Origin of the sequence: Aeromicrobium terrae (genome assembly GCF_008039565.1) — a bacterium.
GTDB classification, from domain to species: domain Bacteria; phylum Actinomycetota; class Actinomycetes; order Propionibacteriales; family Nocardioidaceae; genus Aeromicrobium; species Aeromicrobium terrae.
The window spans coordinates 25,007-37,448 of sequence record NZ_VDUX01000008.1 but is presented as its reverse complement, the minus strand read 5'-3'; the positions used below and the strand labels follow the sequence as shown (position 1 = coordinate 37,448).

12 protein-coding genes are annotated in these 12,442 nt (G+C 71.2%); 5 read left to right on the top strand and 7 right to left on the bottom strand.

The annotated features are described in order from the left end of the window. Positions 1-6: 6 nt before the first annotated feature. On the bottom strand, positions 7-654 hold the full coding sequence (locus tag FHP06_RS14515) for a response regulator (protein ID WP_147687523.1): 648 nt from the start codon (positions 652-654) through the stop codon (positions 7-9). Then, a complete protein-coding gene (locus FHP06_RS14510; RefSeq protein WP_147687522.1) occupies positions 651-1,931 on the bottom strand; it encodes an ATP-binding protein in 1,281 nt (426 codons plus the stop codon). The genes FHP06_RS14515 and FHP06_RS14510 overlap by 4 nt, the downstream gene beginning before the upstream one ends. Positions 1,932-2,062: 131 nt before the next feature. On the opposite strand from FHP06_RS14510, the gene FHP06_RS14505 reads away from it, so the two are divergent. The 3 genes from FHP06_RS14505 to FHP06_RS14495 are packed head-to-tail and all read left to right on the top strand — an operon-like array spanning position 2,063 to position 3,697. After that, entirely contained in the window at positions 2,063-3,223 is a 1,161-nt protein-coding gene (locus FHP06_RS14505) for a PspC domain-containing protein (RefSeq protein WP_187271957.1), read from the top strand. After that, positions 3,220-3,477 (top strand): hypothetical protein, encoded by a 258-nt coding sequence (locus FHP06_RS14500; protein ID WP_147687520.1) that lies wholly within the window; start codon positions 3,220-3,222, stop codon positions 3,475-3,477. Before FHP06_RS14505 ends, FHP06_RS14500 begins: the two co-directional genes overlap by 4 nt. Continuing rightward, positions 3,458-3,697 carry a PspC domain-containing protein gene (locus FHP06_RS14495; protein ID WP_147687519.1) on the top strand — a complete coding sequence of 80 codons (240 nt, stop codon included), beginning with the start codon at positions 3,458-3,460 and terminating at the stop codon, positions 3,695-3,697. The genes FHP06_RS14500 and FHP06_RS14495 overlap by 20 nt, the downstream gene beginning before the upstream one ends. Here the strand turns inward: FHP06_RS14495 and FHP06_RS14490 are convergent. Beyond that, complete coding sequence (locus tag FHP06_RS14490; protein ID WP_147687518.1) at positions 3,630-4,634, bottom strand: glycerophosphodiester phosphodiesterase; 1,005 nt, start codon at positions 4,632-4,634, stop codon at positions 3,630-3,632. The two genes, FHP06_RS14495 and FHP06_RS14490, sit on opposite strands and share 68 nt — an antisense overlap. A 9-nt stretch (positions 4,635-4,643) precedes the next feature. Here FHP06_RS14490 and FHP06_RS14485 point away from each other — a divergent pair, with 9 nt between their 5' ends. Together FHP06_RS14485 and nhaA are read left to right on the top strand one after the other, a co-directional pair. After that, the gene (locus FHP06_RS14485) at positions 4,644-5,405 is read left to right on the top strand and encodes a glutamine amidotransferase (RefSeq protein ID WP_147687517.1); all 762 of its coding nucleotides are present in this window, start codon (positions 4,644-4,646) and stop codon (positions 5,403-5,405) included. A 56-nt stretch (positions 5,406-5,461) separates the two neighbouring features. Beyond that, positions 5,462-6,673 carry a Na+/H+ antiporter NhaA gene (nhaA, locus tag FHP06_RS14480; RefSeq protein WP_147687516.1) on the top strand — a complete coding sequence of 404 codons (1,212 nt, stop codon included), beginning with the start codon at positions 5,462-5,464 and terminating at the stop codon, positions 6,671-6,673. On the opposite strand, the gene FHP06_RS14475 is transcribed toward nhaA, so the two are convergent. The 4 genes from FHP06_RS14475 to FHP06_RS14460 all read right to left on the bottom strand — a co-directional run bounded on the left by FHP06_RS14475 (position 6,664) and on the right by FHP06_RS14460 (position 12,425). Next, the gene (locus FHP06_RS14475) at positions 6,664-7,284 is read right to left on the bottom strand and encodes a hypothetical protein (RefSeq protein ID WP_147687515.1); all 621 of its coding nucleotides are present in this window, start codon (positions 7,282-7,284) and stop codon (positions 6,664-6,666) included. The two genes, nhaA and FHP06_RS14475, sit on opposite strands and share 10 nt — an antisense overlap. Before the next feature lie 4 nt (positions 7,285-7,288). Then, positions 7,289-8,851: a glutamine-hydrolyzing GMP synthase gene (gene guaA / locus FHP06_RS14470; protein ID WP_147687514.1), complete on the bottom strand. Its 1,563-nt coding sequence runs from the start codon at positions 8,849-8,851 to the stop codon at positions 7,289-7,291. 336 nt (positions 8,852-9,187) lie between these two features. After that, the gene (locus tag FHP06_RS14465; RefSeq protein WP_147687513.1) at positions 9,188-10,882 is read right to left on the bottom strand and encodes a GMC oxidoreductase; all 1,695 of its coding nucleotides are present in this window, start codon (positions 10,880-10,882) and stop codon (positions 9,188-9,190) included. Then, a complete protein-coding gene (locus FHP06_RS14460) occupies positions 10,875-12,425 on the bottom strand; it encodes a succinic semialdehyde dehydrogenase (RefSeq protein WP_187271956.1) in 1,551 nt (516 codons plus the stop codon). Before FHP06_RS14460 ends, FHP06_RS14465 begins: the two co-directional genes overlap by 8 nt. Positions 12,426-12,442: the final 17 nt, after the last annotated feature.

The following is a 12,442-nucleotide window of genomic DNA, read 5'->3' as shown; positions in this document are numbered from 1 at the left end:
GTCGTGCTAGATCAAGCGACGATCGTTGGCCCAGCGGGTGAGCTCGTGGCGGCTGGAGAGCTGGAGCTTGCGCAGCACGCTCGACACGTGGGTCTCCACGGTCTTGATCGAGATGAACAGCTCCTTGGCCACTTCCTTGTAGGCGTAGCCGCGGGCGATGAGTCGCATGACCTCGCGCTCGCGCTCGGTGAGCCGGTCGAGGTCCTCGTCCACCTGGGCGATCTCGATGGTGCCGGCGAACGCGTCGAGCACGAATCCGGCGAGGCGCGGCGAGAACACGGCGTCGCCGCCGGCGACCCTCTCGAGCGCGTCCAGCAGCTCAGGACCGCTGATGTTCTTGGTGACGTAGCCGCGCGCGCCGGCGCGGATGATGCCGATGACGTCCTCGGCCGCGTCGCTGACCGAGAGGGCGAGGAACGTCGTCTTCGCCGAGCTCGGCACGCGGCGCAGGACCTCGAGCCCGCCGCCGCCGGGCATGTGCACGTCGAGCAGCACCACGTCCGGCTGCTGCTCGGCGATCGCGGCCACGGCGGAGTCGACGTCCTCGGCCTCGGCGACGATCTCGACGCGGTCCGCGGACGACTCCAGCTCGGTGCGCACGCCGGTGCGGAACATGGCGTGGTCGTCGACGATCGCGACGCGCAAGGTGCTCATGTCGAGGTCTCCTGGTCGGTGGTGGTGCGGAGGGGCAGGCGCATCGCGATCTCGGTCCCCTCGCCGGGGGCGCTGCGGACGTCGACCGTACCGCCGTGGCGCTCGACCCGGCCGATGATGGACCCCTTGAGGCCGAGCCGGTCCTCGGCGACGGCAGCAGGGTCGAAGCCGACGCCGCGGTCGCGCACGAACACCTCGGCCGTGCGCCCGTCGGACTCGGCGTAGACGTCGATGCGGGCGACGCGGGCGTGCTTGGCGGCGTTGACCATCGCCTCCCGGGCCGCGCGGGCCAGCGCGGAGACGTCGGGATCGAGGGCCGCGTCGCCGACGCCCACGACCTCCACCGGCACGTGGTGGGCGTCCTCGACCTCGGCGGCCGCGAGCCGGAGGGCGGCGACGAGCGAGTCGCCGTGCTGCGCCTCGTCGCCGTACAGCCACGAGCGCAGGTCGCGCTCCTGGCGGCGGGCCAGCGTGGCCACGGCAGCGGCGTCGCCGGCGTTCTTCTGCAGCAGCGCCAGAGTCTGCAGGACGGAGTCGTGCAGGTGGGCGGCGACGTCGGCCCGCTCCTGCGAGCGCACGCGCTCACGACGCTCGGCCGCGAGGTCGCCGAGCAGCTTGCTGATCCAGGGGCCGAGGATGAGCGCCGCGCCCACCAGGGCGATGCCGGCGGCGGACGCGACGTCGACGATGCCGCTCCAGCCGCGCTCCTGGGAGAAGAAGTACAGACCGGCGAGCACGATCATCACGACGCCGGCCGCGGCGCGAGCGGCGAACGCCCAGCCCGACGTCTGCCGCATCCAGCGCTGCCACGCGGCGTCGTCGAGCTGGCGCCAGACGACCGCCACCCCGAGCAGCCCGACCAGCACGGGAAGCAGGAGCGAACCGCTGATGCCCCGGCCGGTGACCTGCAGCAGCACCAGCACGCCGGCGCCGATCGCGCAGATGGCGATGGTCTGCAGGATCTCCTTCGGGCCGAAGCGCCGCCGGCTGCCGGAGCGCAGACCCCGCCGCTCGGCCGACTCCAGCCCGGGTGAGCTCTCCGGCTCCGCGAGTGCCATGAAGCGCCAGAGCAGCAGGTAGGCGATGACCCCTGCGCCGTTGAACCAGGTGGCCACGACGAACACCACGCGCACGGCCATCACCGGCACGGCGAAGTGCTCGGCGAGGCCCGCCGCGACGCCACCGGCGAGGCGATGGTCGGCGGGGCGCGTCGCGCGGCGGTACGGATACGGCGGGGGTGCCGGGCCGCGGGCTGCTGATGGTGCAGGGCTGCTCACCCTCGAATCGTCACACGCGCGCGAAGACCGCCGCCACCGTGCCGGACCCCGGTCGCACCCTGAACCCCGCCCCCGAGGTTTCAGGGTGGTACCCGATGGTCCGCACGCGCCCGGCCTTGCACGATGGAGCCATGAACGAGACCCAGCACGACGACACCGGCTTCGAGAGCCATCGTCTGCGCACCATCGCCGACATGCGGCGCTCCCGCGACGACCGCATGCTCGCCGGCGTCTGCTCCGGCGCCGCCCGCTACCTGAACGTCGATCCCGTCGTGGTCCGCGTGGTCATCGCGGTCCTGACGTTCGTGGGCCTGGCCGGCGCCATCCTGTACGCCGCCGCCTGGTTCCTGATCCCGCCGGAGGACTCCCCGTCGGGCGAGCCCGGCCGGAGCATCGCGAGCGACTGGTTCAACCTCGACAAGAACGAGGAGCAGGTCCGCGCCGTGGGCCTCCTCGTCGCCGCCGTCCTCGCCGCGCTCGCCGTCGTCGGCGACCACAGCTGGGGCTGGGGCGGCGCGCTGCCGTGGATCCTGCTCCCGGTGGCCTTCCTCTACTGGCTGTTCGTCGTCCGGCCGCGCCGGCGCCATGCGGAGCTCGCCGCGCCGAAGGAGTCGTCGACGGACGCCGGCATGATGACCGTCTCCGAGTACACCGACCGCGTGACCGCCGAGGCCCTGGAGCGCAAGCTGCGCCGCCGGGCCGAGCGCTCGCCCGCCCTGACCGTGCTGACCCTCTCGGTCGCCGCGATCGCCGTGGCCGTCGCGCTGCTGATCGCGCAGGCCAACGACGGCACCGACTGGACGTCGTACGTCGCGATCGCCCTCGCCGTCGTCTCGGTCGGCCTGCTGGTGGGGACACGGTTCGGCCAGGCCGGCCCGCTGGTGCCGATCGGCGGCCTGCTCGCCGTCGCGCTCGCGGTCGGCACGCTGCTTCCGAGCCCCGCGCTCGGGGAGCGGAGGTACGACCCACTCTCGGCCGCCGACGTGAACGGCTCGTACGAGCACGGCATCGGCAAGCTCCAGCTGGACCTGGCCGACCTCACGGACGCCGACCAGCTCACCGGCAGCACGGTGAGCCTGGAGAACGGCATCGGCGAGATGCGTGTCATCGTCCCGAGCGACCTGAACGTCGTGATCGACGCCGAGCTGGAGGCGGGCGAGATCCGCGCCTTCGACCGCAAGGTCAACGGCACCGACAACGAGCTGACCTATCCGGCCGCCGAGCCGGACCGACCCGCCCTGACCCTGAAGCTTCGCCAGGGACTCGGCAACATCGAGGTGATCCGCCGATGAACCGCCACCCGTTCCGCTGGGAGGGCCTGGCCTTCGGGCTGTTCTTCCTGGCCGTCCTCGGCCAGTGGGCCGTCTGGGAGCAGGACTGGCTCGAGCCGGAGGACCTCGGCTACCTGGCCGCCGCCACGCTGATCCTGCTGGGCGTCCTCGGCATCGTCGCCACCCTGGGCAACAGCCGCCGGCCGCAGCAGGCCCCGCACACCCCCGACAAGACCACCGAGGAAGGACCCACCCATGAGCACGAAGAAGCTTGAGCGCAGCACCAGCAACCGCTGGTTCGGCGGCGTGTGCGGCGGCATCGCCGAGTACACGGGCGCCGAGGCGGGCTTGATCCGGTTCATCGTGGCCGTGGGGACCCTGCTCGGCTTCGGCTCGCTGTTCGTCGCCTACGTGCTGGCGTGGGTGATCATGCCGAAGAGGACCGAGCCCGCTCGGACCACCATCGTTCACGAACCGGTACCGCCGTCGGCGTGAAGTCGGTGAAGACGCCGTCGACGCCCGCGTCGAAGAACGCAAGATACTCGTCGACGGCGCTGGTGCCCACCGGCCGGAAGCTCTCCTCGTCGCGCAGCGTCCAGACGTGCACGAACAGCCCGGCGGCGTGCGCACGGTCCGCCAGGCCGGTCGGGCCGGCGAACCGCTTCTGACGGTCCCGCCCGATCACCAGGTCCTTGTGCGGGCCGATCCCGTCGGCGTACGTCGCGATCTCGGCCAGGTTCTCCGACTGCGTCAGGTCGCGGTACGTGCGGGGGTCGCCTGAGGCGACGAGGTCGGCGGGCGCGCCCTTCTTCTCCATCAGCTGGACGAGCGGGAGCGGCGTCCGCGGCCGGAGGCCGTGCAGGTTGCCGGTCTCCATCGACTGGATCACCACCGGCGTCGGCGCGTCCGCCTGGTTGAGGCCGCGAGCCTCGAGCGCCGCCAGCAGCCGCTCGTCGAGGTCGAGCCCGATGCTGCGGAAGTACGTGGGGTGCTTGGTCTCGACGTAGACCCCGATCGGCTCCGACCGCCCGGCGTTGGCCCGTTCGGCGACGTCCAGGACCTCGTCGAACGTCAGGATCGGCTCCTGCCCCGCCAGCGGGAGGTTCTGCGGGCGGATCTCGGGCAGCCGCTCCCGCGCGCGCAGCGTCTTGAGCTCGTCGAGGGTGAAGTCCTCGGTGAACCAGCCGGTCAGCGCCTTGCCGTCGACAAGCTTCGTGACCATCCGGTCGGCGAACTCCGGGCGGTCGGCCACGTCCGTGGTGCCGCCGATCTCGTTCTCGTGTCGCACGACCAGCACCCCGTCGCGGGTGCTGACGACGTCCGGCTCGATGTAGTCGGCGCCGCTCTCGACGGCCAGCTCGTACGACGGACGGGTGTGCTCGAGCCTCATGCCGGGGACGCCGCGGTGGGCGATGAGAACGGGCAGGTTCACGCCGCCATCATGGCTCACACGGGTACGGTGCTCGTCGTGAAGCCGTTCCTGCTGCTCGCGACGCGGGCCGAGGACCCGGCCGCGGACGGCGAGCATGACGCCTTCCTGCGGTTCGGCGGGTTGCGCGACGATCAGCTGGAGCGCCGCCGGCTCGAGCAGGAACCGCTCGGCACCGTCGACCTCGACGCCTACTCCGGCATCATCCTCGGCGGCAGCCCGTACAACGTCTCCGATTCGGAAGACGTGAAGTCGGATGCGCAACGACGCGTCGAGGCGGAGCTGCTGGCGCTGCTCGACGAGGTGGTCGAGCGCGACTACCCGTTCCTCGGCGCCTGCTACGGGGTCGGCCTGATCGGCCGGCACCAGGGAGCCGTGGTGGACCGCGCGCACCCCGAGCCCGTCGGCCCGATGACGATCGACCTCACCGCCGCCGGCCGCGACGACCCGCTGCTCGGCATCCTGCCGGACACGTTCGAGGCGTTCCTGGGACACAAGGAGAACGTCAGCTCACTGCCGGACGGTGTGCCCAACCTGGCGTCGTCGGCCAGCTGCCCGGTGCAGGCGTTCCGGGTGGGCAGCAACGTCTACGCCACCCAGTTCCACCCCGAGCTCGACATCCCGGGCATCCAGACCCGGATCGACGTCTACAAGAACTACGGCTACTTCGCGCCGGAGACGGCGCAGGACCTCAAGGACGCGGCGGCGCGCAGCCACGTCGTCCACCCGCCGCGGATCGTCAGCCGGTTCGTCGAGCTGTACGCCGTAGACTGACTCCCGGTGTGCCGGGAAGTCTGGTCGGCGTCCTGTCGCCGACCCCCGGAGCGCCCATGAGCCACGACCGCCCCCGCCTCCTCGCACGAGGCAGCCGCCTCGAGGCCGCGCGGATCGCCGAGCTGCTGCGGCAGGAGACCCTCGGCGGCATCCTGCTGATCGGCGCCGCGGCCGTCGCGCTGCTGGCGGCCAACGTCGGCGACGTCTACGCCGACGTCCGCGACACCGTCGTCGGCCCGTCGGGCCTGCACCTGGACCTCACGATCGGCGCGTGGGCGTCCGACGGCCTGCTGGCGATCTTCTTCTTCGTCGTGGGGCTGGAGCTGAAGCGCGAGCTGGTGGCCGGCGACCTGCGCGACCCGAGGCGAGCCGCCGTGCCGATCGTCGCGGCGGTCGGCGGCATGGTCGTGCCCGCGGTGATCTACACGCTCGTGAACCTCGGCGGCGCCACCCGCGGCTGGGCGGTCCCGACGGCCACGGACATCGCGTTCGCCCTGGCGGTCCTGGCGGCGCTCAGCACCCACCTCCCGTCGGGCCTGCGGACGTTCCTGCTCACGCTCGCGGTCGTCGACGACCTGTTGGCGATCTCGATCATCGCAGTGTTCTACACCGACGACCTCGACGTCCTCTGGCTGCTGGCCGCCGTCGTGCCCATCGCACTCTTCGCCGCCGTCGTCCGGTGGCGCACCTCGCCGTGGCTGCTCGTGCCACTAGCTGTCGTGGCCTGGGCGTGCGTGCACGAGTCCGGTGTTCACGCGACCGTCGCGGGCGTGGTCCTGGGCTTCACCGTCCCGGTCCACGGCGCGGCCGAGCGCCTCGAGCACGTGCTGCGGCCGCTGTCGGCCGCCGTCGCCGTCCCGGTGTTCGCGTTCTTCTCCGCCGGCGTCGCGATCGGGGGGTGGTCAGGCCTCACCGACGCCCTCAGTGATCGCGTCACGCTCGGCGTGGTGCTCGGGCTGGTGGCGGGCAAGACGATCGGCGTGCTGGGCGCGACGTGGCTGATGGCCCGGTTCACCCGGGCCGACCTCGACACCGACCTGTCGTGGTGGGACGTGCTCGGCCTGTCGATCCTGGCGGGCATCGGGTTCACCGTGTCGCTGCTGATCGGCGAGCTGGCGTTCGGGCCGGGCAGCGAGGCCGACGAGCACGTCAAGGTCGGCATCCTCGCCGGGTCGCTCGTCGCGGCCGCCCTGGCGGCGGTGGTGCTGCGCGCCCGGAACCGCGTCTACCGGCGAATCGAGGCTCGCGAGCGGGACGATCAGTCGTAGTCGGACTCGTTGTCGAGGGAGATCCACTCGCTCGACTTCTGCGTGGTGGTCCGGCCGTCGCGCGTGACGACCAGCGTGCCGTCGTAGGCCTGCACCTCGTAGCGGACGCCGTCCTTCTTGGCCACGAACGAGTCGGCCCCGGGGTTGTAGTCGCCCTTCATGTCGATCACCTCGCCGCCGTTCGCCTGGGTGACGAAGCGGAACGTCTCGCCGGTGGCGTCCTTGCCGCAGATCGACGTCCTCGCGCCGGACGTGGTGGTCTTGTAGAGGATGACCGGGTAGGTGCCGCCGCAGCCGAGCCCGAGACCGGACTTCTTCTGCTCGGCCCGCGTGACGACCTTGGTGCCGCAGTCGGGCAGGAGGCTGTCCTGGTCGCGGCCCTCCAGGTTGAACTGCGTCGTGGGGCCTTCGCAGGTGGGCGTCGGCGACGCCTTCGGGGACGGCGAGGCGGACGGGCTCGACGAGACGGTGGCCGACGGCTCCGCGCTCGGACCGGCGTTGACCGGGTCGGCGTCGTCGCCGCCGAGGTCGAGGAGCGCCCACCCGGCGGCTCCGATCGCCGCGAGGGCGACGATGACGATCGCGGCGATGCGCAGGCGTGCGGTGGTCATCGGGTCACTCCCACTCGATGGTTCCCGGGGGCTTGCTGGTGATGTCGAGGACGACGCGGTTGACCTCTTCGACCTCGTTCGTGATGCGGGTGGAGATGCGCTCCAGCACGTCGTACGGGAGGCGGCTCCAGTCGGCCGTCATCGCGTCCTCGCTGGACACCGGACGCAGGACGACCGGGTGGCCGTAGGTGCGGCCGTCGCCCTGGACGCCGACCGAGCGGACGTCGGCCAGCAGCACGACCGGGAACTGCCAGATGTCGCGGTCGAGGCCGGCGGCGGTGACCTCCGCACGGGCGATGGCGTCGGCCTCCCGCAGGATGTCGAGGCGCTCGGCGTCGACCGCGCCGATGATGCGGATGGCCAGGCCGGGTCCGGGGAACGGGTGGCGCCAGACGATCTCCGGCGGCAGGCCGAGCTGCTCCCCCACGAGCCGCACCTCGTCCTTGAACAGGCTGCGCAGCGGCTCGATCAGGGTGAACTGGAGGTCCTCCGGCAGCCCGCCGACATTGTGGTGGCTCTTGATGTTGGCCGCGCCCTCGCCGCCGCCGGACTCGACGACGTCGGGATACAGCGTGCCCTGGACGAGGAACTCGACGGGCGTTCCTTCGGACTCCTCGACGATCTCGCGCTCCGCGGCCTCGAAGACCCGGATGAACTCGCGGCCGATGATCTTGCGCTTCTGCTCGGGGTCGGTGACGCCGTCGAGGAAGCCGAGGAAGCGCTCCTGAGCGTCGACGACCTTGAGGTCGACGCCGGTGGCCTCGACGAAGTCGCGCTCGACCTGCTCGGCCTCGCCCTGGCGCAGAAGTCCGTGGTCGACGAACACGCAGGTCAGCTGGTCGCCGATGGCGCGCTGCACGAGCGCGGCGGCCACGGCGGAGTCGACGCCGCCGGACAGCCCGCAGATGACCCGCTTGTCGCCCACCTGCTCGCGGATGACCTTGATCTGCTCCTCGACGATGTTGACGCTCGTCCACGTCTGGCGACAGCCGGCGATATTGACGAGGAAGTGCTCGAGGATGGCCTGACCGTGCTCGGTGTGCATGACCTCGGGGTGCCACTGCACGCCGGCGAGGCGGCGTTCGGTGTTCTCGAAGGCGGCGACGGTGGCGCGGGGCGACGTGGCGTTGACGGCGAAGCCCTCGGGCGCCGCGACGACCTCGTCGCCGTGGGACATCCAGGACGTCAGCACCTCGGGCAGACCCGCGAGGAGGGCGCCCGGCTCGAGCACCGAGACGGCCGTGCGGCCGTACTCGCGCTGGCCGGTGTGCGCGACGCTGCCGCCGAGCGCCTGGGCCATCGCCTGGAAGCCGTAGCAGATGCCGAACACCGGGACGGAGCCGTCGAACATCGCGGCGTCGAGCTGCGGAGCACCGTCGGCGTAGACGCTCGACGGGCCGCCGGACAGGATGATCGCGGCCGGCTTGCGGGCCAGCATCTCCTCGACCGGCATCGTGTGCGGGACGATCTCGGAGTAGACCTTGGCCTCACGCACGCGACGGGCGATCAGCTGCGCGTACTGAGCCCCGAAGTCGACGACGAGGACGGTGTCATGGTCAGGGCCCACGCCATGATCCTAACGGCCCGAAAATTGTTCGAACTGGTAGTAACCTCTCGCTCCCAAGGTCGTTGAACGGGGTGATCTAACTACACTCCCTCCCGTTAGATCAGGTGCCCGCTCCTCGTGGCACGACAGAGCCCGGCCCGTGAGCTCCCTCCCGGCCGGGCTCTGTGCTGTCCGGAGGCGACGCGAGCCCTGCGAGCGGGCGCCGAAGGAGGTCGAGCGCGTCACGCCGAAGGCGTCAGGGTGACGAGACCTGGTGAGAAGTCAGGCTCGCTGCCGATGTGGTCTCGATACACCCCCAGCTCGCTGGCGCTCGCGGGGGCACTCGACCACCGGAGGTCAGGCGGGCGAGATGGGAAGCCTCAGCGCGGCGGGGGCGTCGGCGGGGACGACCGGGTTCTTCGGCACGACGGGCGAGATCGCGCGGTACTCCTCGTGCATGGGCGGGCGCGGGTCCTCCTCGCCGCGGTTGGGCCAGAACGACATCGCGCGCTCGGCCTGGGCGGTGATCGTCAGGGACGGGTTCACGCCCAGGTTCGCGCTGATCGCCGAGCCGTCCACCACGTGCAGGCCCTCGTAGTTGTAGAGCCGGTGGTACGGGTCGATGACGCCGGTCTCGGGGCTGTCGCCGATGGCGCAGCCGCCCATGAAGTGCGCCGTCATCGGGACGTTGAACGGCTCGCCGATGGTGCCGCCCGGCGTGCCCTTCATGTGCTTGGCCATCAGCTGCACAGCCTCGTGCGCCGGCGGGATGAACGTCGGGTTCGGGGCGCCGTGGCCCTGGCGGGACGTCAGCTTCCGGCGGCCGGTGAGGGTGCGCTTCGTGTACGTGGTGATGGAGTTGTCGTGGGTCTGCATCACCAGCGCGATGATCGTGCGCTCGGACCAGTGCCGCAGGTCGTACAGCTTGAAGATGTTGCCCTTCTGCCGCCACAGCTCCTTCAGCCAGGTCCGCCAGCGCGGGGTGGCCAGGCTGCCGTCGGTGAGGACGGTCTGCAGCAGCGACATCGCGTTCGAGCCCTTGCCGTAGCGGACCGGCTCGACGTGCGTGTGCTCGTCCGGGTGGAACGACGACGTGATCGCGACGCCGTGGCTGTAGTCGACGTCCTTGCCGTCGGCGATGGAGCCGAGGAGTGCCTCCGAGTTCGTCCGCGTCAGCACGCCGAGCCGCTGCGAGACCTGCGGCAGCAGGCCCTTGTCGCGCATCCGGTGCAGCAGCTTCTGCGTGCCCATCGTGCTGGCCGCGAACACCACCTGCTCGGCCGTGATCTTCCGGTGCGGACGGAAGCGCTTGTTCGTGCGTCGGGTCTCGATCTCGTAGCCGCCACCGGGGAGCGGGCGGACCGCGACGACGGTGGTGAGCGGGTGCACCTCGGCGCCGTTCTTCTCGGCGAGATACAGGTAGTTCTTGACCAAGGTGTTCTTGGCGTTGTGCCGGCAGCCCGTCATGCACTCGCCCACCTGGAGGCACGCGTTGCGCCGCGGGCCGACGCCACCGAAGTACGGGTCGCCGACGTCGGCACCGGGCTCGCCGAAGACGACGCCGACCGGCGTGTGGTGGAACGTGCCCTCGACGCCCATGTCGGCAGCCACCTGCTTGATGACCCGGTCGGCGGCCGTCTCGATCGGGTACGTCGTGACGCCGAGCATCCGCTTCGCCTGGTCGTAGTACGGCTCGAGCTCGGCCTTCCAGTCGGTGATGTGGCCCCACGCGGGGTCGCGGTAGAACGGGTCGAGCGGCTCGTAGAGCGTGTTGGCGTACACCAGCGAGCCACCGCCCACGCCGGCACCGGAGAGGATCAGCGCGTCCTTGAGCTTGTCGATGCGCTGGATGCCGTAGCAGCCGAGCTGCGGCATCCAGAGGAACTTGCGCAGGCGCCACGAGGTCTTGGCGAAGTCCTCGTCGCGGTAGCGCTTGCCGGCCTCGAGCACGGCCACCTTGTAGCCCTTCTCGGTCAGCCGCAGCGCCGAGACGCTCCCGCCGAACCCCGAACCGATGACGACGACGTCGTGGTCGAACTTGCTCTCAGGCACGCGGTGTCCTCCGGAGGATCTTCATGCCCAGGGTGAGCAGCTTCGCGTAGCGCTCCGGGGCGAGGAACGCGGGACCGGCCATCGGCATCGCGCGCTGGACGGCCACGGACTGCGGCTCGGTGTAGCGGTGGATGCCCTCGGCGCCCTGGCGGCGGCCGACACCGGAGTGCCGCATGCCGCCCATGGGTGCGTCGATGCTGCCGAAGCTGGCGGCGAACCCCTCGTTGATGTTGACCGTGCCGGCCTTGATCGTCGGCGCGATCCGGCGGGCCAGGCGGGTGGGCCCGTAGATGCTCGCGTTCAGGCCGTACTCGCCGCCGTTGGCGAGCTCCACGGCCTCCTCGACAGTGCGGTACGGGTACAGCGAGACCAGCGGGCCGAACGTCTCGCCGGCGAAGCACTCGGCCGCGTCGGTGACGCCCTCCAGGACGGTGGGCTCGTAGAAGAACGGGCCGAGGTCCGGGCGGGCCTTGCCGCCCGTGAGCACGGTGGCACCGTTGGCGACGGCGTCCTCGACGTGCTTCGTGATGGTCTCCACCTGGGCCTGCGACACGAGCGACCCCATGTCGGCGTCCCAGTCGAGTCCCGCGCCGAGCGAGAGCGCCTGCACCCGGCGGACGAAGGCGTCGCGGAAGGCGTCGTACTGCGCCTCGGGGACGTAGAGGCGCTCGATCGAGACGCACAGCTGGCCGGCCGAGCTGAAGCACGCGTTCACCGCGCCGGCCGCCGAATTCTCGACGTCAGCGCCCGGGAGCACGATCATCGGATTCTTTCCGCCCAGCTCGAGCGACGTGCTGACCAGACGCTCGGCCGCCTGCTTGGCGATCAGCGTGCCGGTGGCGGTGGAGCCGGTGAAGCAGATGTAGTCGGCCCGCTCGATGATCGCGGTGCCCACCACAGAGCCGGCGCCGCTGACGACCTGCCAGACGTCGGCCGGGAACCCGGCGTCACGCAGCAGCTCGACGCCTGCCAGCGCGATCAGCGGGCTCTGGCTGTCGGGCTTGTGCACCACCACGTTGCCGGCCGCGATCGCCGGCAGGCCGTCGGAGATGGCCATCGTGAGCGGGTAGTTCCAGGGGCTGATGATGCCGACGACGCCCTTGGGCACGTGGTTCAGCTTCACCGACGTGAGGAGCGGGAGGGCGCCGTTGCGCCGCTCCGGCTTCATCTGCCGGCGGAGGCGCCGCGCGTAGTAGCGCGCCGTCAAAGCCAGGTGGGCCACCTCGTCGAACGCGTGCGCACGCGACTTGCCGGACTCGATCTGGATGAGGTCGAGCAGCTCCTCGCGGCGCTCGAGCACCAGGTCGTGCAGGCGCAGCAGCGCGCGGCGGCGCTCACGGAGGGAGGTCTGCGACCAGGACGCCTGGGCGACGCGGGCGGCGTCGAAGGCCGCCTCGACGTCCTCGATGCTCGAGACGGGGATCTCGGCGACCGGCTCGCCGTCCAGCGGCGAGATGGTGGTGCGGGACTCCTGCGTCGTGGTGCGGATCAGGCGCGTGAGCGTGGCGATCCGGTCAGGAGCGATGCGCTCGGAGACTGGCATGCCGGTCAGGATACCGC

Excerpts from the sequence above, each read along its gene's own strand:
- FHP06_RS14515 (WP_147687523.1), bottom strand. The coding sequence starts at position 654 with ATGAGCACCTTGCGCGTCGCGATCGTCGACGACCACGCCATGTTCCGC.
- FHP06_RS14505 (WP_187271957.1), top strand. The coding sequence starts at position 2,063 with ATGAACGAGACCCAGCACGACGACACCGGCTTCGAGAGCCATCGTCTG.
- FHP06_RS14500 (WP_147687520.1), top strand. The coding sequence starts at position 3,220 with ATGAACCGCCACCCGTTCCGCTGGGAGGGCCTGGCCTTCGGGCTGTTC.
- FHP06_RS14495 (WP_147687519.1), top strand. The coding sequence starts at position 3,458 with ATGAGCACGAAGAAGCTTGAGCGCAGCACCAGCAACCGCTGGTTCGGC.
- FHP06_RS14485 (WP_147687517.1), top strand. The coding sequence starts at position 4,644 with ATGGCTCACACGGGTACGGTGCTCGTCGTGAAGCCGTTCCTGCTGCTC.
- nhaA (WP_147687516.1), top strand. The coding sequence starts at position 5,462 with ATGAGCCACGACCGCCCCCGCCTCCTCGCACGAGGCAGCCGCCTCGAG.
- FHP06_RS14475 (WP_147687515.1), bottom strand. The coding sequence starts at position 7,284 with ATGACCACCGCACGCCTGCGCATCGCCGCGATCGTCATCGTCGCCCTC.
- FHP06_RS14460 (WP_187271956.1), bottom strand. The coding sequence starts at position 12,425 with ATGCCAGTCTCCGAGCGCATCGCTCCTGACCGGATCGCCACGCTCACG.